Origin of the sequence: Allobosea sp. ASV33, assembly GCF_016428755.1 — a bacterium.
Taxonomy (GTDB): Bacteria; Pseudomonadota; Alphaproteobacteria; order Rhizobiales; family Beijerinckiaceae; genus Allobosea.
The window spans coordinates 20770-41342 of sequence record NZ_JAELTI010000041.1; the positions used below are offsets into that span (position 1 = coordinate 20770).

Below are 20573 nucleotides of genomic sequence, written 5' to 3' on the forward strand. Positions count from 1 at the left end.
TTGATCAGCGCTGCGCATCCGGTCGCGGGTCGATCGAGACCACGACCGACATGCCCGGCCGCAGCACATGCTTCGCCGTCGATTCGCGATCGAGCATGATGCGCACCGGCACGCGCTGCACGATCTTGGTGAAGTTGCCGGTCGCGTTGTCGGGCGGCAGCAGCGTGAACACCGAGCCCGTGCCGCCGGCGATGCCGCTGACCGTGCCATGGAAGACCTGGCCCGGCAGCGCATCGACGGTGATGCTCGCCTTGTCGCCGGTCTTCAGGGGCCCGACCTGCGTCTCCTTGAAATTGGCGTCGACATAGACCTGGTCGAGCGGGACGATCGACATCAGGCGCTTGCCGGCACCGACGAGGTCGCCGATCTGCATATTGGTGTTGGCGACGATGCCATCGATCGGCGCGGCGATCTTCATGAAGGAGAGATCGCGCTCGGCCTTCTGCTCGGCGACCTTGAGCTCGTCGATCTGGCGGGCGGCCTCGATGCGCTGCGCTTCCAGCACCTTGATGTTGGCCTGCGCCTGCACGACGCCGGCCTTGGCGCTCGCGACCGCGGCGATCGCCTGGTCGCGGGCTGCGGTCGCCGCATCGAGCGTCGCCTGAGAGCCGTAGGACTTGGCCGCGAGGCTGCTGGCACGTTCGAAATCCGCGGCCGTGCGCGTCACCGCCGCCTCGGCCGAATTCTGCTGCGCCTGCGCCTGCAGCTGGGCGGCGCGCGCCGCCTCGACCTGGCTGTCGATGCGCGCCAGCGTCGCCTGCGCCGTCGCGGTCTTGGCGCGGGCGCTTTCCAGCGCGATCCGCCAGTCTCCGTCGTCGAGCGCGACGAGCGGCTGCCCGGCCTTGACCTCCTGGTTCTGGCGCACCGAGACGGTCGCGATATTGGCGGAGAGCTTGGCCGAAATCGTCGCCATCTCGGCGCCGACATAGGCATCGTCGGTCGAGACGATGAAGCGGCCATTGCGCCACCAGTCGATGCCGTACCAGAGCCCGGCGCCGACGGCAGCCGCGGCCACCAGCAACAGCGCGCCGCGCTTCAAGGGGCTCTTTCCTGATTTGGCCTTGGCCTCTGTCGCCTCGGGAGGGGCGCTCTTCGCCTGCGCGTCGCGGGCTGTGGGTTCGGCCGGCTGGGCGGTCTCGGCCTTGGCGTCGACCAGCTTGAGCCGGTCGCGGCGATGTTCGGATGCGGTCTCAGCAGACATTGGGCGTCCTGCATGTCAATTCGAACCGCTCGGTTCGATTGCGCTTGAAATAGCGCGGGCAATGATGCATATCAAGTCAAATCGAACCGATTGGTTCGATTCTTTTTTCGCAGTCGCCATGCAGGGCCCGCAGACCGGGCCGGAACACAATGTCGGAAATCTCTGAAGCCCCGGTAAAGACGGGCCCCCGCAATCGCCGCATCGCCGGCACCGACCCCGACAAGCGCCGCCAGATTCTCGACGGCGCGCTGCAGGTGTTCACCTCGCGCGGCTTCGATGCCGCCAGCATGAGCGACATCGCCACCGCCGCGAACGTCTCGAAGGGCACGCTCTACGTCTATTTCGCGGACAAGGAGCATCTCTTCGTCGACCTGATCCAGCGCGAGCGCGAGATCCAGAAGCGCGGCGCGATCGAGGCGCTGAACGAGGATTCCGATCCCGTGCGGGCCCTGAGCCGCTTCGGGCTCTGCATCGTCAGGATGATCAACGGCGATCTCGCGGTCAGTGCGCACCGCGTCGTCATCGGCGTGGCCGAGCGCATGCCCGATCTCGGCCGGGAGTTCTACGAGAACGGTCCGATGCTGGGCTCGAAGCTGATCGCGGGCTATCTCGATCGGATGGTGGCCGAAGGCAAGCTCGCGATCGACGACACCTATCTCGCCGCCGTGCAGTTCCTCGACCTCTGCCAGTCGACGCTGACGCGCCCCCGCCTGTTCAACGCCGTCCGCACGCCCCCGAGCGACGAGGAAATCAACCGCGTCGTCGGCGAGGCGATCGCGATGTTCATGGCGCGCTATGGGCGCGGGACCGGCACCGCGCCGGCCCCACGCTGACCGCGACGCGTTATTTCAGCGCCTTCAGGCTGTCGATGATCGAGGCCAGATCCTTGAGGTTCTCCTTCTCGCCCTCGGGCGAGGCCCAGTAGGTCACGACGAGGCCCTTGGTCTCGGTGACCTGCAGCAAGGTCAGGCTGACATGGGTCGGGCCGTCCTCGTCCTTGCCGGTCCACTGCACCTGGACGCCTTCCATGCCATTGTTGGAGAACGGCTTCTTCTCCTGCGTCGCAGGATCGACGACGACGCCCTTGCTCTTCAGCCAGGTGACCGCCTCGGCGATGGCCTGCGCGGCGTCCTTCAGCTCGGTCACTTCGACCGAGATGTAGACGGCCTCGTCGTCGGAGGTCGATTCGACGCCCTTGTCGATCTCGGTGGATTCCCAATCGTCCGGCATCGTGATCACCGCGACGGGATTGGGATCGGGAATGGAATAGGTCTTGGCGCTTGCGAGCCCGGGCAGCAGGAAAAGGCTGGCGGCAAGAACCGCGCGTGCGAGATGGATCGGCATCGGTCGTTCCTGGGAAGAGGCGCCAAGTGGCGTAACGTCACCCTACGACAACATCGCCGCCATGCCACGCATTCTCATGCGAGGTGGCAGCGCTATCGCGATCCTTGGTTAGCGCTTCTCAGCCGGCGACCTGCCTGGCGCGGATGCGCTCGCGATGCGCCGTATACAACCCCGAAGCGGCGATGATCGCCGCGCCGACATAGGTCCAGATATCCGGGATCGCCGCGAAAACCAGATAGCCGAAGATCGAAGACCAGAGCAGCTGGGAATAGGCGAAGGGCGCCAGCAGCGAGGCATCCGCATAGCGGAAAGCCTGGATCAGAAAAATATGCCCGATCGTCGAGATGCTGCCGATGAAAAGGCCGATCAGGATCGCCTTGGGATCGAGGGCCTGCCAGCTGAACGGCACCACCAACGAGAGCAGGACGAAGCCGATCGTGGCGGAATAGGCCAGTGTCACCACCGGGATTTCGGTGCGGCTCATCATCCGGGTCACGATCAGCGAAAAGGCCCAGAAGAACGACGAGCCGAGCACGAAGAACGACGCGCTGTGAAAGCCCTCGCCGCCGGGACGCACCACGACCAGCACGCCGATCAGCCCGACGATGGTGGCGAACCAGCGCCGCCAGCCGACGATCTCGCCCAGGATCGGAATCGACAGCGCCGTCACGAAGAGCGGTGAGACGAAGGAGGTGGCGGTCGCATCCGCCATCGGCAGGTCGTGCAGCCCGGCCACGAACAGGATCGAGGAGATCGTCACGCCCAGAGCCCGCAGCACCTGAAGGCCGGGCCGGCGCGTGCTCATCCTGCGAAAGCCGCCGGTGAAGGAGATTGTGACGAGCATGATCGCGGCAAAGGTGCCGTAGCGCATCCAGCTGATCTGCAACGCCGGCAAGGTGGTCGCGAGATATTTGGAGGCGATGTCGCCGCTGCACATGAAAATCGACGAGAGCAGCAGAAGCGCGATGCCCCGCGCGGAATTGTCGATGCGCAGCGGCTTGCCGTCCTGCGGGGCGACGACCGGCGGTTCAGGAAGGGGAGCGTTGGGCAAGGGCTCGGTTCACGCGCAAGGATGCTCAAGCCTTAGCCGTTTTGCCTCGCATATCCACACGCAAAGACGGTCACCCGCCCATGCGCATGAACGTTGCCGGTGACCCTGCCCGTTTCCGGACAGGGTCGAGCGGCATGATTTTGCTTCAGGCCGCCTGCTTGCGCGGCTGGATCAGCTTGCGGTTGACCAGAACCTCGGCGATCTGCACCGCGTTCAGCGCCGCGCCCTTGCGCAGGTTGTCCGAGACGCACCAGAAGGCGAGGCCGTTCTCGACGGTCGCGTCCTCGCGGATGCGCGAGATATAGGTCGCGTCCTCGCCGGCCGCCTCATGCGGGGTGATGTAGCCGCCGGGCTCGTGCTTGTCGATCACCAGGATGCCCGGCGCGGTGCGCAGCACCTCGCGCGCCTCGTCGGCGGTAACCGGCTTCTCGCACTCGATGTTGACGCTCTCGGAATGGCCGATGAAGACCGGCACGCGCACGCAGGTCGCGGTCAGCTTGATGTTCTTGTCGAGGATCTTCTTGGTCTCGACCATCATCTTCCACTCTTCCTTGGTGAAGCCGTCTTCCATGAAGACGTCGATCTGCGGGATGAGGTTGAAGGAGATGCGCTTCGGGAACTTCTTGGTGGTCACCTCACCGGCCGAGAACACGGCGCGGGTCTGGTTGAACAATTCGTCCATACCTTCCTTGCCGGCGCCGGAGACCGACTGATAGGTCGAGACGACGACGCGCTTGATGCCGAACTTGTCGTGCAGCGGCTTCAGCGCCACGACGAGCTGCGCGGTCGAGCAGTTCGGGTTGGCGATGATGTTCATCTTGGTGAAGCCGGCAGCGGCGGCGGCGTTCACCTCGGGCACGATCAGCGGCACGTCCGGGTGCATGCGGAAGGCCGAGGAGTTGTCGATGACGACGCAGCCCTGCGCGCCGATCTTCGGCGACCAGGCCTTGGAGACATCGCCGCCCGCCGACATCAGGCAGATATCGGTGTCGGAGAAGTCGTAATGCTCCAACGCCTTGCACTTCAGCGTCTTGTCGCCGAAGGAAACCTCGGTGCCGACCGAGCGGGAGGAGGCGAGCGCCACGACCTCGCCGACGGGGAAGGCGCGCTCGGCGAGAATGTCCAGCATCTCGCGGCCTACATTGCCGGTTGCTCCGACGACTGCGACCTTGAAGCTCATGATGTGATCCTTTGCGGATAAGGCGGTTCGGGTCTCCCTTTGGGGGCCGCCCCGCACCGGTTTCGGGCGGGTTCGGCGATCTCTCCCCGCCGGGGGGAGATGGACCCGGAACCGAGGCGAAGCGTCAGCGCGACAGGCCGGTTTTCCCGGTCGTCGTTTTGGTCGTGAGTTTCGTCGTCGTCAGACGGACAGTCACAGAGCCAATCCCGAAGGGCTGAAAGCGTCGCTAGGCGGCGCAACCTTGCACCACACACCTGTCAGAACACCGGCAACGGCAAAAAGTCAATCTCCTCCTCATAGTCGCGCGCGGCGTCGCCCATTAACCGTGCTCGTTGACCTCCCGTTCACGCTGTCGGTCGATCGCCCCTGCCCGGTAACCCGACGGCGACTCCGGCGGTTCAGCCTGCCCGCCTGAGTGAGGATTGCGTGGCCATCGCCTCGCGCGGGAGTGACGGGTTGCGTTTGCGTTCGAACGAGTTGATGTCGCGGCTTCGGCCGCTGCTGCTGCGGCTCCGGCATGGCTTGTCCCGCGCCGGCACGCTTTGCCGCAGCGCTTGGAGGCGCGCCGCCGCCATCGATCTCGTCCCGTCCTTGATCACCAGCGCCGACCGCATCGAGGCCGCGTTCCGCGCAGCATGCCGCATCGGCCGCCGCCTCATACCGCGCGGCGGATTTGGCCTGCCGGGCGCTCTCGCCTGGCGGGTTGCGGCAGCGCTCGTCGGCGTCAGCCTCACAGCCGCGCTGGTCACAGGCCTGTCCGGCAGCGGCGAAGGCCGGACCCAGCTCGCCAGTCTGTCATCGCCCGTCGCAGCAGCCACGACCCAGACCATGGCTGTGGGACGCAGACCGCTCCTCGGGACGTCCGAGGCCGACTGGGTGGCGATCTCCCGCCCGATCGCGATCTTCAATCTGGAGGCGCCCGAGCTCGGCCGCGAGGCGCCTGCGATCGAAGCCCGGCGCAGCCGGGAGGGAGGCCAGCGGGAGGATCTCCTGAGCTTCGGCTCCTTCGCAGGCTCCGCGCCGCATCTCTCGCTGCGTCTGAAGACGGGTGACGGCAACGCCGCCGGCACCGGCTCCTTCACCGTCGCGCTGGTTCACGCCGCTGCGCTGCGCAGCCTCGCCGTCGAGCGCGGCGGCACGCCGGCCGCGATCGAGACCCGCTTCGGCCCGCTCGAAACCGCCGATATCGTCCTTGGCGACGGCAGCGAGAGCCGCGCCTGCCTCGCCTTCCGGACGGTCGGCCCCGATGCGCCTTTCGCGATGAGCGGCTGGTGGTGCGCCGGCGCCAAGCCCAGCGACCGCAAGCAATTGACTTGCCTGATCGACCGGCTCGACCTCGCCAATGCCGGCGCCGAGCCGGAATTGCGCGCCGCCTTCGCCCGCAGCGAACTCCGGCGCCAGCCGGGCTGCGCCACGCCGCGCCTCTCGGCGACCGGCCGCAAGACGTCCTGGCTCGACGCCGACGGCACGATGCCAGCCCTGCGGATGAAGACGGCAGCGGCCGAGCCCGCGACCGAGCCTCGTCCGCGCCGCGCCAAGAAGCCCCGCCGCAACCGCTAACAAAGTTGTTAACGAGGCGGTGCTAGTCTTTGCGCCGGTTTTTCGATGCTTACATCGAGTGGATCAGTCCGCTCCCGGAGATCGCCGTCATGATGTCGTTCAAGCGCGTTGCCGCCATTCTCGCCGTCGCCGTGACGGCCTCGACCGTCATGGCCGGCATCGCCGAAGCCCAGAACCGCCGCGGCCCGCTGCGCGTCACCGTGCAGAAGCGCAGTTATCTCGATCCCGGCAACGTCGTGCCCGTCGGCTCGCTGAACCGCTATGCCAGCCAGCACATGTCGGCTTCGCCGGTCTATGCCAGCACGGGCGAGCTCTACGGCGAAGGCACCCTGCCCGGCCGCATCGGCGCGGGCACGAACCCGTTCGCGAACACCTTCGCGACACCGCGGTTCTGACAGTCGCCTAAGGCGCTTTATTGAAGGACGCCTTATTGAAGGGCGCCTGTCATCCCGTGCGCGCTGCAGCGTAAAACGCTGCTGCGCAGACACGGGACCGCGTGACGAGAAGGCGCTTCTTTCTGAAGGCGGTCCCGCATCTGCGCAGCAGCACTGCGTGCCGCAGCGCGCGCGGGATGACACGCTTCATTGAGGCGCCTCTTCGCGCCCGACTTCATGCAGACGCGCCTTACTCCGGCAACGCCCTGAGATAACGCACCGGCCGCCCCGGCGCCGCGGCGTTCGCCGCATGCACGATCGCATTCGCGTCGATGCCGAAATGCCGGTAGAGATCGGCGACCGTGCCGGTCTGGCCGAAATGCTCGACGCCGAGCGCCTTCTGTCGGTGGCCATGGACGCTGCCGAGCCAGGCCAGCGTCGCCGGGTGCCCGTCCAGCACCGAGACGATGCCGCAATCGCGCGAGAGTTCGCCGAGCAATCGCTCGACATGGCTCGTCGCCGCATGATTGCCGCGCTGGCGCGCTCGCTCCGCCGCCTGCCAGCCGGCATTGAGCCGGTCCGCCGAGGTGATCGCGAGCAGGCCGACATCGCGCCGGTCCTCTGACAACAGCCCCACCGCCTCGATCGCCTCAGGGGCCACCGCGCCGGTATAGGCGATCACCACCGAAGCATTCGGCCCCGGCTTCCTGAGCCAATAGGCGCCGTCGATGATGGCGCGCTCCAGCTCAGGCGTCATCACCCGGCTCGGCTGCTCGACCTGACGGGTGGACAGGCGCAGATAGACCGAGCCGCCGGTCTCGTCGCGCAGCCAGGTCCGCTCGTCGGGATCGCCCTCGCCGTCGCGCTGCATGTAGTCGAACGACCAGCGCATCATCACGGCTAGCTCGTCGACGAAGGCCGGCTCGAAGGAGCAGAGCCCGTCCTGGCTCATGCCGATCAAGGGCGTCGCGATCGACTGATGCGCCCCGCCCTCCGGCGCCAGCGTGACGCCTGACGGCGTCGCCACCACCATGAAGCGCGCATCCTGGTAGCAGGCATAGTTCAGCGCATCGAGCCCGCGCGAGATGAAGGGGTCGTAGAGCGTGCCGATCGGGATCAGGCGCTCGCCGAAGATCGAATGCGAAAGGCCGAGCGCCGACAAGTTGATGAACAGGTTCATCTCGGCGATGCCGAGCTCGACATGCTGCCCCTTCGGCGAGAATTCCCATTTCTGCATCGAGGGAATGCGCTCGTCCTTGAAGGTGTCGGCCATCGACGCCTTGGCGAAGAGCCCGCGCCGGTTCACCCAGGGCCCGAGATTGGTCGAGACGGTGACGTCCGGCGCCGTCGTCACGATGCGATCGGCCAATGGCCCGCCGGTCTTGGCGAGATCGTCCAGCACCTTGCCGAAGCCCATCTGCGTCGACATCACCGGCTGGATGCCAGCTTCGAGCTTGTCCGGCACCGGCAGTTTCGGAGCCGAGAAGCGCCGCCGCCCCTGCGAGAAGAACGGCACCTTGTCGAGAAAGGCCCGCATCTCGCCCTCAGGCAGGCCAAGGCCCTCGAACAGGTCCCATTCATGGCCGGGGCGGATGTCGTTCGCCTTGCGGAAGCCGTCGAGCTGCTCCTTGGTCATCAGCCCGGCATGGTTGTCCTTGTGCCCGGCGATCGGCAGGCCGAAGCCCTTCACCGTATAGGCGAGGAAGCAGACCGGCCGGTCATGGTCGATCGCCTCGAAGGCTTCCAGGATTGACGGCAGGTCGTGGCCGCCGAGATTGCACATCAGCTTCGAGAGCTCGGCATCCGAGCGCTTCTCGATCAGCTTCGTCACCGGCCCCTGGTCGCCGAGGTCGTCCATCAGGCGCTTGCGCCAGGCCGCGCCGCCCTGGAAGGTCAGCGCCGAATAGAGCTGGTTCGGGCAGGAATCGATCCAGGCCTTCAGCCGCTCGCCGCCCTTCTCCTTGAAGGCGGCCTGCTGCAGCGAGCCGTATTTTAGGGTGACCACGTCCCAGCCGAAATTGCGGAACATCGTCTCGAACCGATCGTAGAGCCCCTCGCGGATGACGGCGTCGAGCGACTGGCGGTTATAGTCGATAATCCACCAGGTGTTGCGCAGGCCGTGCTTCCAGCCCTCCATCAGGGCCTCGAAGATATTGCCCTCGTCGAGCTCGGCATCGCCGATCAGCGAGACCATGCGGCCTTCCGGCCGGTCCTTCGCCCAGCCATGCGCCTTCACGTAATCCTGCGTCAGCGAGGAGAACAGCGTCTGCGCGACGCCAAGACCGACCGAGCCGGTCGAGAAATCGACATCGTCGATATCCTTGGTGCGCGAGGGGTAGCTCTGCGCGCCCTTGTAGCCGCGGAAGTTCTCGAGCTTCTCCCGCGTCTGCAGGCCCATCAGATAGTTGATGGCGTGGAAGATCGGCGAGGCATGCGGCTTCACCGCGACCCGGTCCTGCGGCTTCAGCGCGGCCATGTAGAGCGCCGTCATGATCGTCGCGAGCGAGGCCGAGGAAGCCTGGTGCCCGCCCACCTTCATCCCGTCCTCGTTCTGGCGGATGTGGTTGGCGTTGTGGATCGTCCACGAGGCCAGCCAGAGGATTTTCTTCTCCAGCTCGGCGAGAAACGACAGGCGCGGATCTGTTGTTGTCATGGATTTTGGCTCGAACTCCCCAGTTCAACCGATCATGCACGGAAGCACTGGCAGAACGAGCCAAATTTCTGTGCGGCGGCAGCCGGCATTGGCGGTTTCCGCTACGGTGAGCCGGCAATGCGATGGAAACCACCAATCGCCTCAAGCGGTTCCGTCGCTGGGGGAGCCGGCAAGAAGCAAGCGTATCTGAATGAAGGTGTCATTCCGTGCGCGCTGCGGCGCGCAGTGCCGCTGCGCAGACACGGGACCGTTCTCAGGAAAAGGCGCCTTCTCGTCGCGCGGTCCCGTGTCGGCGCCGCAGCGTTACACGCTGGAGCGCGCACGGGATGACAGGCGGCTCCGAGGGCGCCCCGCTTGTGACCCCCACCGCCCCATGCCAGAACCCCGGCACGGAATCGGGCTGAACGACCCGCGCAGGAGGAAGCTTCCATGAGCAACAGCAAGGATGTCTGGCGTCGGGTCGACGACAAGGCTCCCGCCTATTTCGGGCTCTCCGATCGCATCTGGCACATGCCGGAGCTGAACTATCAGGAGGTCCGTTCGGCCGCCGAGCACCTCGCCATGCTGGAAAGCGAGGGCTTTCGCGTGACGACCGGCGTCGCGGGCATCCCGACCGCGGTCATCGGCGAGGCCGGTGAGGGCGGCCCGGTCATCGCGATCATGGGCGAGTTCGACGCCCTGCCGGGCCTGAGCCAGGAGGCCGGCAATGCGACCGAGACCCCGGTCGAAAAGGGCGGCAACGGCCATGGCTGCGGCCACAACATGCTGGGCTCGGCCTCGCTGCTCGCCGCCGCCGCGGTGAAGGACTACCTCGCCGCCAACGGCCTCAAGGGCCGCGTGCGCTATTACGGCTGCCCCGCGGAGGAAGGCGGCTCGGCCAAGGGCTTCATGGTGCGCGCCGGCGCCTTCGACGATGTCGATATCGCGCTGTGCTGGCACCCCGCCTCGTTCAACGGCGTCAATCGCGCCTTCTCGCTGGCCTGCGTCGAGATCGAGTTCACCTTCTCCGGCCGCGCCTCGCATGCCGCCGCCGCGCCGCATCTTGGCCGCTCGGCGCTCGACGCGGTCGAATTGATGCATATCGGCGTGAACTACATGCGCGAGCACATGCCATCGACCGCGCGCGTGCATTACGCGATCATCAATGCCGGCGGCATCGCCCCCAATGTTGTGCAGGCCACCGCGACGACGCGCCAGCTCATCCGCGCCGCCACGCTCAGTGAGATGTGGGAGCTCGTCGCCCGCGTGAAGAAGATCGCCGAGGGCGGCGCCCTGATGAGCGAGACCACGGTCGCGATCAAGCAGCTCTCGGGCGACGCCAATCTCGTCGGCAACCGCCCGCTGGAAGAAGCGATGCAGGCCAATCTGCTGGCGCTGGGCGGCCCCGGCTTCGACGCCGCCGACCATGCCTTCGCCGCGAAATTCCAGGAGACGCTGAGCCCGCAGGACATCGCCGCCGCCTATGGCCGCTTCGACCTGAAGCCGAAGGAGGGCGAGGCACTGAGCGACGAGATCTATCCGCTCGGCGCCGGCAACGATACCTCCGTCGGCTCGACCGATGTCGGCACGGTGAGCTGGGTCGTCCCGACCGTGCAGTGCCGCACCGCCTGCTACGCGATCGGCACGCCCGGCCATTCCTGGCAGCTCGTCGCGCAGGGCCTCGCCCCGGCCGCGCACAAGGGCCTGGCGCTCGCGGCCAAGACCATGGCCGGCGTCGCCTCGGACGTGTTGAACGATCCCGCCCTGCTCAAGGCGGCCAAGGACGAGTTCGCCGCCTTCCGCGCCAAGAACCCCTTTGCCAACCCGATCACAGACGATGTCGAGCCGCCGCTCGACATGGCCGCTCATTGAGCGGGCGGACTAGACACAACGCAGCTTGAGAATGAGTGAGGCCTACCTCACTCATTCTGGCAGCCATCTCAGCCCAAAGCGCGGGTCATCCCGGACGCAGCGAAGCGGAGATCCGGGATCCATGCCTGAACCGTTCCGGAATGGATCCCGGGTCTCCCTTCGGTCGCCCGGGATGACCCGCGGGTTTCGTTTGGGAATTGGAAGGCTTAGCCGCCCTGCGGCCCCGACAGCTCGACGCGGATCGCCGGGCGGGTCGCCTTGAACTCGGCGACGGCAGCCGATGTGAGATCCGAAACGGAGTCGGACGCGTTCGACATCAGCCGCAGGATGATGCGGCCCAGCCGGTCGCGCGCTTCGCTCTCCAGCTCGGCATCGATCCTGCTGTCATGTCCGATCGCGGCCCAGGCCCTGGCCTGAACGGCTTCTGCGACGAGCAGCTCCTGGGAGTTCAGGACACCGGGAAAGCGGAAATTCGAAGTAGGCATCGGCGATTCAAACATGGCTGGCCAACGGATATAGGGCGGCCGCGGTTCCCGGCAAGGCGAAGAGAAAATCCGAGGCCGGATTGGCCACCCGCTCACCTTCGGAATTCCGTGTGACGAGCACGCTACGAACCCGACGGCGATCGAACATAAACAATCAGTCCAAATTGGACTTACTGTCCAAATTTGCCTTGACCCGTTCCTTTCCCATCTGCACAGATGACCGTCACAGCCTTGCCGCCCCGGCGGCAAGCGACAGACCGCAAGGCGGAGGCTCGCGTGAAGTTCGACATTTTCCAGATGGAGCGGAACCAGACGCTCTTCGAGAACGACGTCGAGATCAACCTGACCGAGAGCGGCGTCCATCCCTGGTCGATCGAGGATATCCTGGGCGAAGAGGCCGCGCGCGACCTGCTGAAGCAGCCGCTCGGCTATGGCTGGACCGATGGCCGGCCGGACCTGCGCGCCAACATCGCCTCGTGGTATCCGGGCGCGACCGCCGCGAACGTGCTCGTCACCAACGGCTCCTCCGAGGCGACGATGATTGCGCTGATGGCCCTGTTCGAGCCCGGCGACGCCCTGGTCTTCGCCCTGCCGAACTTCATGCAGATCGACGGGCTCGGCCGCGCGCTCGGCTTCGACATCCGCCGGCTCGAACTCTCAGGCGATAGCGACTGGCAGATCGATCCCACAGTTCTCGCCAAGGTCGCCGCCGGCGCCAAGGCGATCGCCGTCACCAATCCCGCTAACCCCACCGGCAGCGTGCTCTCGGCCGCAAGCCGCGCCGCGCTCGTCGAGGCCGCCCGGCGTAACGACGCCTGGCTCATGGTCGACGAGATCTATCGCGGCGGCGAGATCGACGAGGCCGAGACCGAAACGCTCTGGGGCAGCTATCCCAAGGTCGTGGTGACCTCGAGCCTGTCGAAATCCCTCGCCTGCCCCGGCTTGCGCCTCGGCTGGATCGTCGCACCGGAAGCAGTCGTCGCATCGGCAGCGGAGCGGCAGGACTACACCACGATCGGCAGCGGCATCCTCAGCCAGATCCTCGCCGAGGAGGTGATGCGGCCGGAAACGCGCGGCCGCCTGCTCGCGCGCGGCCGCGATTTGCTGCGCAGCAATTCCGATCTCGTGGCGCAATGGATGGCGCAGCATAACGACTGGTCGTGGCGGCGCCCGCAGGCCGGCGGCATGGCCTTCCTGCGCTATCCGCTCGACATGCCCTCCGAAGTCTTCTCTCAGAAGCTGCGCGAGGAGGAGAGCGTCTTCGTCGTCGCCGGGAGCTGGTTTGGCATCGAGAAACACATCCGCATCGGCATCGGCGTCCCGACCGAAGTACTGCGCGACGGGCTGGCGCGAATGGATCGGTTTCTGGCGCGGTGCAAGGGCTGACTGAAGAGCCCTCAGGGCATTCGACGGCACTCCGGAACCACACCGTCATCCCGGGCTTGCCCCGGGATCCATCATAAAGCGCCACACCCTCCGATGGATCCCGGATCGGCGCCGCTGACGCGGCTTGTCCGGGATGACGATGAGGTTCTAGCGAAACATTCAAAGACTGCTGGCGCTATCGACGCCCGATCCCGTCCAGCACCACCCGCGCAATCGCGATATCCTGCACCGCGATCCCCGTGAGGTCGGCGATGGTGATATCGTCGTTCGAGCGCCGCGCCGGCACGTCCCCTGCCAGCACCGCCCCCAGCTCGACGCAATCGCCCGCATCGATCAGCCCGACCTTGGCAGCGGCGGCGAATTCGCCATGGTCGAGGCTCTGCTCCAGCGAATCCGCGATCCGCGTATCGGCAAGCGCCACCAGCGCGCTGTCCAGCTCCTGCTTGCCCGGCGCATCGGCACCGAGCGCCGTGATATGCGTGCCCGGCCTGATCCAGTCGTCGCGGATGATCGGAGCGGCGGCCGGCGTCACCGTGATCAGCGCATCCGATTGCGCGCAGAGCGCTTCCAGTTCTGCCACCGGCTCGATAACGATCCCCTCCCCCGCAAGATCGCTCTTCAGCGCTTCAAGCTTCTCCGGCGAACGCGCCCATACCGCAAAAAGCGGCTCGCGCTCGCGCAGCAGATGCGCGGCGGCACGAATCTGAAAACGTGCCTGCGTGCCGGCACCCACGATCCCGATCCGGCGCGCATCGGCCCGCATCCCGGCCCGCGTCGCGATAGCCCCGGCCAGCGCCGTCCTGAGATCGGTGAGCCAAGCCTCGTCGCGCAGGATCGCGACGACCGCGCCGGTCTCGGCCGAGAGCGCGATCATCATGCCGCTCGTCGTCGGCAGGCCCTTGGCCGGATTGTCGTAGAACCCGGTCGCGATCTTCACGACGAAAACGGAATCGCCGGCGATATGGCCGAACTTGATATGGCAGTCGCCATTATGCGCGGGGAAGCCGAGATAGCCGACCGGCGGCATCTGGACCCGGCCGGCAGCCGCCGCCTTGAACCCCTCTTCCAGCGCGATGAAGGCCCGGTCGAGATCGACGGCGGCCTCGATCTCCGCACGCGACAGGTCAAGCATCCGGGGTCTCGTTGGCCTGGTTGAGGTAGTTGTAGACGGTCGCGCGAGCGAGCCCGAGGATGCGCGAGATATAGGCGGCGGCATTGCGGCCACCGAAGGCACCGTTGGCGGCGAGGTCCGCGACCAGCTCGCGCTTCTCGGCCCGGCTGAGGCTGGTCACGGCAAGGCCGCGGCTTTGCGTCCATTGCTGCACGAACTCGTTGATGCGCTCGTGCCAGTCTTCCTTGAACAGCGCCTGCGGCTTCTCGGCACCGGCCGGCACCGTCGCAAAGGCATGGAGTGTCTGCATCAGCGCATGGAACTGCGAGACATCGACATTGATGCAGAGCACGCCGATCGCCTTGGCCCCGGCCGAGAGCACGATGCTGATCGATTTCAGCCGCCGCCCGTCCCAGTTCACCTTCTCATAGGGACCGATGATCGTCTCATTCGGATCGAAGCCGATCTCGTCGAGCAGGGACGGCTCGCCCAGCACGCGCTGCGAGAAATTGCCGGCAATATGCACGACGCTCTGCGAGCCCAAATCATGCAGGACGACCTCGGCATGCGGCCGGAACAGCAGCGCCACCGCATCGCAGACCGGCAGATAGGGGGCGAGTTCCGGCGTCATGCGTAAGCCTAGCGCGGCTGCGACTTGAGATAGTCGCTCAAGCGCTCCAGCCCGGCCGAGAGATGGTCTCCGGGCGCGCCGATGCCTATGCGGATATAGCCGTCCATCCCATAGACGTCGCCCGGCAGCAGCATGATCCCGCGCTCCTCACGCAAACGGTGAACCAGCTCGGTCGAGTTCATCGAGTGGCTGTACTTGATGAAGGCCATGCCGCCGGCCTTGGGCGGCACGAAGGAGAAGAACTCCTCGTTCGCCTTCACCCAATTGGTGAGCAGCGCGAGGTTCTCCCGCAGGATGGTCTTGCTCCGCTGCAGGATCTCGGCGCGCTTGCCCGGCTGCACGACGATGCGGGCGATATGTTCGCTCAGCGCGCTCGTGGTGATCGAGGTGTAGTCCTTGTTCTGCCAGGCGGTGTAGATGTCCTTGGCCGGGCCGACCAGCCAGCCGATGCGCAGGCCGGGCAGCGCCATCGCCTTGGAGAGCCCGCTGGTGACGATCGCCTTCTCGTAGAGATCGGCGAAGCTGGGCGGCTCGTCGGTTTCGAGTTCGGCGCCCTTGTAGACCTCGTCGGCATGGAGATAGCAGCCCTGCGCCCGGGCGATCTCGACCAGCGCATCCATCGTCTCGCGCGACAGCAGGCTGCCGGTCGGGTTGTTCGGGTTGCAGATGGTCATCAGCTTGGTACGCGGCGTGATGGCACGGCGAACCTCGTCGAGATCGGGCGTCCAGCCCAGCTCCTCGCGCAGCTTCACTTCCTTGACGGTGGCGCCGATCGCCCGCGCCCAGCCCCAGATCTGCAGGTAGTTCGGCACGAAGACGACGATCTCGTCGCCCGGCTCGATCAGCGACATCACCATCAGGAAATTGGCTTCGGCCGAGCCATTGGTGACGATCACCTCGTCCGAAGTCCGCTTCCGATAGAGCTTGGCGATGTCCTCGCGCAATTCGACCGCGCCATTGGTCCAGCCATAGCCGAGCTCGACCTCCATCAGCTTCGCGCGCTGCTCCGGGCTGAGCAATTCGTTCAGCGAATAGGGATGGACGCCGCTATCCGAGAGATTGAACTCGACAGTGTTCTCGTAGAGCGACTGGATGCGCTCCAGGGTGAATTCTTCGATCTTCATGCTGCCCGTCCCGCGCCGGCCGATCCGCCGCATCTGCCTGCGAGTATGATGAGCATGATTTAGACGTCAAGGTCGATTTTGGAATTTACAGTCCAAATCGCGATCGCTATCCATGTCGGCGACGTCAAAGCCGCTCCCGGAGAGCCCATCATGTCCGACCAGAACCCCGGTGCCAACAAGATGTGGGGCGGCCGCTTCACGACGGCTCCGGCCGATGTGATGCGCAGGATCAATCCCTCGATCGGCTTCGACTACAGGCTCTATCGGCAGGACATCGCCGCGTCCAAGACCCATGCCGCGATGCTCGCCCGCCAGGGCATCATCGCCAGCGCCGACAACGAGCGCATCCAGGCCGGGCTCGACCAGATCCGCGGCGAGATCGACCGCGGCGAGCTGCAATTCAGCATCGACCTCGAGGACATCCACATGAACGTGGAAGCCCGCCTCAAGGAGATCATCGGCGAGCCGGCCGGGCGCCTGCACACCGCCCGCAGCCGCAACGACCAGGCGGTCACCGATGTCCGCCTCTGGATGCGCGACGCGATCGATGCTCTCGACGGCGCCATCCGCAACATGCAGCAGGCCCTGATCGAGCGGGCGAGCGAGCATGCCGATACGATCATGCCGGGCTTCACCCATATGCAGGTCGCCCAGCCCGTGACCTTCGGCCACCACCTGATGGCCTATGTCGAGATGTTCGGCCGCGACCGGGAGCGCCTGGCCGGCGCGCGCCAGCGCGCCAATGTCTCGCCGCTCGGCGCCGCCGCGCTCGCCGGCACCGCCTTCCCGATCGACCGGCAGTTCACTGCAACCGAGCTCGGCTTCGCCCGGCCGACCGAGAACTCGATGGATTCGGTCGGCGCGCGCGACCATATCTGCGAATTGCTGTTCTGCTGCTCGATGCTGGCCGTGCATCTCTCGCGCCTCAACGAGGAGATCACGCTCTGGTGCAGCGACGGCTTCCGCTTCATCGCGCTTTCGGACGCCTTCACCACCGGTTCCTCGATCATGCCGCAGAAGCGCAATCCCGACGCCGCCGAGCTGGTACGCGGCAAGACCGGCCGCGTCGTCGGCTCGCTCACCGGCATGCTGGTGATGGTCAAGGGTCTGCCGATGACCTTCATGAAGGACATGCAGGAGGATAAGGAGCCGATGTTCGACGCGCTGGAGACGGTCGAGCTCTGCGTCGCCGCCACCACCGGCATGATCCGCGATCTCACCGTGCGCCCCGAGGGTATGCGCGCCTTCCTCGACCGCGGCTTCCCGACCGCGACAGACCTCGCCGACTGGCTGGTGCGCGAGGCCGGCATCCCCTTCCGCGACGCCCATCACATCACCGCCCGGGTCGTCGCGCTGGCCGAGGCCAAGGGCTGCACCTTGCAGGCGCTCGACCTCGACGCCATGCGCTCGGTCGATCCCCGGATCAGCGAAGCGGTGTTCGAGGTGCTGGCGCCGGAGCATTCGGTCCGCAGCCGCCGCAGCTATGGCGGCACCGCGCCGGACACCGTCCGCGAGGCGATCGAGCGGGCGAAGCAGCGCTGGCTGTCCGGCGAGCCGATCCAGGCCTAGTTGTCATTCCGGGGCTTCGCGCAGCGAAGAACCCGGAATCCACGACTGGGCGAGCAGCCCGCGACGGACCACAGGATGTCTCACCCGGTCGTGGGTTCCGGGTTCACGCCTCCGGCGCGCCCCGGAATGACAAACGGGGCGGCAGATCGAAAGCATCCAAGTCGCCCTCGCCCCACGCAACCCGGCGGCCGCCGCCCCGCAAACTTTGCGGGAGCAAACCGGCCGGCTTTCTGGCTATGGATGACGGCGCCAGTCGATTCGACCGGGCCTGAGGAAACGAGCGCGGAGCCATGCAGCTCGGCGGCGGGGGAGAGATGATGGAACACGTCTGGTTGCGTGGGGTGGCCGAGCAGTTCGGCATCGCTGGCGGGCTGCGGCAGCTCGGCGGCGAATACGATCTCAACTTCCGCGGCCGGACCAGCGAGGGCGACGTCATCGTCAAGGCGATGCGCCCGCAGGGCGAGCCCGCCCTCGTCGACCAGCAATGCGCCGCGATCAGTCATGCGCTCGCGGCCGATCCGACGCTGCCACTGCCGCGCCTCCTCCCCGCCGAGGGCAAGAGTTTCTGGCAAAACGTGCCGGATGCCCAGGGCCAGCAGCGCATGGTCTGGGTCCAGTGCGCCTTCACGGGCATCCCGATGGGCGAAGCCGGGCCGCAGCCGCACTCAGTCCTCGCCGAACTCGGCGCGCTGACCGCGCGGCTCGACCTTGCGCTCCGCGATTTCAAGGTCACGGCAGCACCGGATGCGGCGAAATGGGACCTGACCGAGGCCGCCTGGATCAAGCCGCATCTCGAGGTGCTGGAAGGCTCGCGCCGTGCGCTCGTGGCCGACATCGTCGCGGCCTTCGAGGCCCTCAAGCCCGCGCTCGACAAGCTGCCGCGCCAGACCATCCATAACGACCTCAACGACTTCAATATCCTCGTCGAGCCGCGCCTCGGCGAACCCGCCCGCATCAGCGGCCTGATCGATTTCGGCGACATGACCAATGGCCCGCGCGTCTGCGAGATCGCCATCGCCGCGGCCTATGCCATCCTTGACCACGAAACACCGGAAGCGGCGCTCGCGGCCCTCGTCGCCGGCTATCACGGCGTCTCTCCGCTGAGCGCCGAGGAGATCGGCCTGATCTGGCCGCTCGTCCGGATGCGCCTCGCGGTCAGCGTCGTGAACTCGACGATCGAGGCCAAGGGCCGCCCGAACGACCCCTATGTCACGATCTCGCAGGCTCCGGCCTGGCGCCTGCTCGAAAACCCGGCCATCGACGGCGAATTGATGGGCGCGCGCCTGCGCAATGCCTGCGGCCTGCCGGTCACCGATGCCGCCGGCCGCATCGCAGGCTGGATCGCCGGGCAGCGCGGCAGCTTCGCACCCGTGCTCGGCCGTTCGCTCGACGGCCTGCCCGTTGGTTCGCTCGGCGTCGCCGAGGCGACGATCCCGCAGAACCCGTTCGAACTGCGCGCCGACGAAGCCCGCAATCTCGGCACCGGGCTCGGCATCACCTCGCAGTGGTGGCTCGGCCAATATGGCGAGCCGCGGCTGGTCTATACCGACAAGGCCTTCCGCAAGGGCCGCTGGCTCGCCTCGAACCGGCGCACGATCCATATGGCCGTCGATGTCTTCGGCCCGGCCGGGGAGCCCGTCCGTGCGCCTCTCGCCGGCAAGGTCGCGCTGGCGGAGAACCGCAAGGGCCATCTCGACTATGGCGGCGTCGTCATCCTCGAGCACCGCACGCCCGCGGGCGACGTCTTCCACACGCTCTACGGCCATCTCGCGGCGGACGGCGCGGCCAAGCTGAAGCCAGGCCAGGAGATCGCCGCCGGCGAGGCCTTCGCCAGGCTCGGTCCGGCCGAGGAGAATGGCGGCTGGGAGCCGCATCTGCATTTCCAGCTCGCGCTGACGCTGGACGGCATGGGCCATGACTGGCCGGGCGTCGCCGATCCCGACGACTGGGCGCTCTGGCAGGCGATCTGCCCGAACCCCGCCGCCCTGCTGAACCTGCCGGACGATGTCGTCGCCTATCAGGCGATCGACGAGGCCGCGTTGCTGGCCGAGCGCAAGGCCCGCTTCGGCGCCAATCTGAAGCTGAGTTACAAGCGGCCGATCACCTTCCTGCGCGGCTGGCGCCATCATCTCTTCGACGCGATGGGCCGGCCCTATCTCGACGCCTATAACAACGTGCCGCATGTCGGCCACGCCCATCCGCGCATCCGCAAGGTCGCGATGGACCAGCTCGCGCGGATGAACTCCAACACGCGCTACCTGCACCCGGCGCCGATGGCTCTGGCCGAGCGCCTGACCGCAAAGCTCCCCAAAGAGCTGGAGGTCTGCTTCTTCGTGAATTCCGGCTCGGAAGCGAACGAGCTGGCACTGCGCCTCGCCCGTGCGGCGAGCGGCGGCTACGACATCGTCACGCCCGATCACGGCTATCACGGCAACACCACCGGCGCGATCGACATCTCCGCCTACAAGTTCAACAAGCCGAACATGGGCGGCCGCAAGCCCTGGGTGCAGCTCGTCGATGTCGCCGACGACTATCGCGGCCGCTTCCGCCGTGACGACCCCGACCGGGCGCTCCACTACGCCGAGCAGGTCGACGGCGCGCTCGCGGCCATCGCTGCGCGCGGCGGCAAGGTCGCGGGCTTCATCGCCGAGACCTTCCCGAGCGTCGGCGGCCAGATCATCCCGCCGCCCGGCTATCTCGCCGCGGTCTACGAACGCATCCGTGCCGCCGGCGGCATCTGCATCGCCGACGAGGTGCAGACGGGCTTAGGCCGTCTCGGCGACTATTATTTCGGCTTCGAGCAGCAGGACGTGCAACCTGATATCGTCGTGCTCGGCAAGCCGCTCGGCAACGGCCACCCGATCGGCGCGGTCATCACCACCCGCGCCATCGCCGAGCGCTTCGCGGAAGGTCCCGAGTATTTCTCGACCTTCGGCGGTTCGAACCTCTCCTGCCGCATCGCCGCCGAGGTGCTCGACATCGTCGAGGAGGAAGGGCTTTCGGCCAATGCCAAGGCGATGGGCGACAAGCTGCTCGCCGGCATGCGCGCGCTG

16 protein-coding genes are annotated in these 20573 nt (G+C 66.6%); 7 read left to right on the top strand and 9 right to left on the bottom strand.

The window, feature by feature from the left end; all coding sequences use genetic code 11:
* Positions 1 to 4 precede the first annotated feature (4 nt).
* A complete protein-coding gene (locus tag JHD80_RS13905) occupies positions 5 to 1201 on the bottom strand; it encodes an HlyD family secretion protein (RefSeq protein WP_199088264.1) in 1197 nt (398 codons plus the stop codon).
* A gap of 149 nt (positions 1202 to 1350) precedes the next feature.
* On the opposite strand from JHD80_RS13905, the gene JHD80_RS13910 reads away from it, so the two are divergent.
* On the top strand, positions 1351 to 2034 hold the full coding sequence (locus tag JHD80_RS13910) for a TetR/AcrR family transcriptional regulator (protein ID WP_199088266.1): 684 nt from the start codon (positions 1351 to 1353) through the stop codon (positions 2032 to 2034).
* Between the two features lie 10 nt (positions 2035 to 2044).
* Here JHD80_RS13910 and JHD80_RS13915 read toward each other — a convergent pair whose 3' ends face one another.
* The 3 genes from JHD80_RS13915 to JHD80_RS13925 all read right to left on the bottom strand — a co-directional run bounded on the left by JHD80_RS13915 (position 2045) and on the right by JHD80_RS13925 (position 4776).
* Positions 2045 to 2545, bottom strand: a complete 501-nt coding sequence (locus tag JHD80_RS13915; RefSeq protein ID WP_199088268.1) for a histidine kinase — start codon at positions 2543 to 2545, stop codon at positions 2045 to 2047.
* Positions 2546 to 2663: 118 nt separating this feature from the next.
* A complete protein-coding gene (locus tag JHD80_RS13920) occupies positions 2664 to 3596 on the bottom strand; it encodes a DMT family transporter (RefSeq protein WP_248311546.1) in 933 nt (310 codons plus the stop codon).
* Between the two features lie 145 nt (positions 3597 to 3741).
* A complete protein-coding gene (locus JHD80_RS13925) occupies positions 3742 to 4776 on the bottom strand; it encodes an aspartate-semialdehyde dehydrogenase (RefSeq protein ID WP_199088277.1) in 1035 nt (344 codons plus the stop codon).
* Positions 4777 to 5232: 456 nt separating this feature from the next.
* On the opposite strand from JHD80_RS13925, the gene JHD80_RS13930 reads away from it, so the two are divergent.
* Together JHD80_RS13930 and JHD80_RS13935 are read left to right on the top strand one after the other, a co-directional pair.
* Positions 5233 to 6336 (top strand): hypothetical protein, encoded by a 1104-nt coding sequence (locus JHD80_RS13930; RefSeq protein WP_199088279.1) that lies wholly within the window; start codon positions 5233 to 5235, stop codon positions 6334 to 6336.
* A gap of 89 nt (positions 6337 to 6425) precedes the next feature.
* Positions 6426 to 6731, top strand: a complete 306-nt coding sequence (locus tag JHD80_RS13935) for a hypothetical protein (protein ID WP_199088281.1) — start codon at positions 6426 to 6428, stop codon at positions 6729 to 6731.
* Positions 6732 to 6960: 229 nt separating this feature from the next.
* Here JHD80_RS13935 and JHD80_RS13940 read toward each other — a convergent pair whose 3' ends face one another.
* Positions 6961 to 9363 carry a transketolase-like TK C-terminal-containing protein gene (locus tag JHD80_RS13940; RefSeq protein ID WP_199088283.1) on the bottom strand — a complete coding sequence of 801 codons (2403 nt, stop codon included), beginning with the start codon at positions 9361 to 9363 and terminating at the stop codon, positions 6961 to 6963.
* A 429-nt stretch (positions 9364 to 9792) separates the two neighbouring features.
* Between JHD80_RS13940 and JHD80_RS13945 the strand changes: the two genes are divergently transcribed.
* Complete coding sequence (locus JHD80_RS13945; RefSeq protein ID WP_199088285.1) at positions 9793 to 11214, top strand: amidohydrolase; 1422 nt, start codon at positions 9793 to 9795, stop codon at positions 11212 to 11214.
* Between the two features lie 206 nt (positions 11215 to 11420).
* Here JHD80_RS13945 and JHD80_RS13950 read toward each other — a convergent pair whose 3' ends face one another.
* Entirely contained in the window at positions 11421 to 11699 is a 279-nt protein-coding gene (locus JHD80_RS13950; RefSeq protein WP_199088287.1) for a hypothetical protein, read from the bottom strand.
* Positions 11700 to 11975: 276 nt separating this feature from the next.
* Between JHD80_RS13950 and JHD80_RS13955 the strand changes: the two genes are divergently transcribed.
* Positions 11976 to 13085 carry an aminotransferase class I/II-fold pyridoxal phosphate-dependent enzyme gene (locus JHD80_RS13955; RefSeq protein WP_199088296.1) on the top strand — a complete coding sequence of 370 codons (1110 nt, stop codon included), beginning with the start codon at positions 11976 to 11978 and terminating at the stop codon, positions 13083 to 13085.
* A gap of 175 nt (positions 13086 to 13260) precedes the next feature.
* Here JHD80_RS13955 and JHD80_RS13960 read toward each other — a convergent pair whose 3' ends face one another.
* From JHD80_RS13960 to JHD80_RS13970, 3 genes are read right to left on the bottom strand one after another with little or no spacing between them, the layout of a single operon-like run.
* Entirely contained in the window at positions 13261 to 14217 is a 957-nt protein-coding gene (locus tag JHD80_RS13960) for a Rossmann-fold NAD(P)-binding domain-containing protein (protein ID WP_199088298.1), read from the bottom strand.
* Complete coding sequence (locus tag JHD80_RS13965; RefSeq protein ID WP_199088300.1) at positions 14210 to 14827, bottom strand: helix-turn-helix transcriptional regulator; 618 nt, start codon at positions 14825 to 14827, stop codon at positions 14210 to 14212. Before JHD80_RS13965 ends, JHD80_RS13960 begins: the two co-directional genes overlap by 8 nt.
* 8 nt (positions 14828 to 14835) lie before the next feature.
* Positions 14836 to 15951: an aminotransferase class I/II-fold pyridoxal phosphate-dependent enzyme gene (locus JHD80_RS13970; RefSeq protein WP_199088302.1), complete on the bottom strand. Its 1116-nt coding sequence runs from the start codon at positions 15949 to 15951 to the stop codon at positions 14836 to 14838.
* A 150-nt stretch (positions 15952 to 16101) separates the two neighbouring features.
* On the opposite strand from JHD80_RS13970, the gene argH reads away from it, so the two are divergent.
* Positions 16102 to 17520 (top strand): argininosuccinate lyase, encoded by a 1419-nt coding sequence (gene argH, locus JHD80_RS13975; protein WP_248311547.1) that lies wholly within the window; start codon positions 16102 to 16104, stop codon positions 17518 to 17520.
* Between the two features lie 317 nt (positions 17521 to 17837).
* The coding region (locus JHD80_RS13980) for an aminotransferase class III-fold pyridoxal phosphate-dependent enzyme (RefSeq protein ID WP_199088304.1) at positions 17838 to 20573 on the top strand (2736 nt) is incomplete at its 3' end.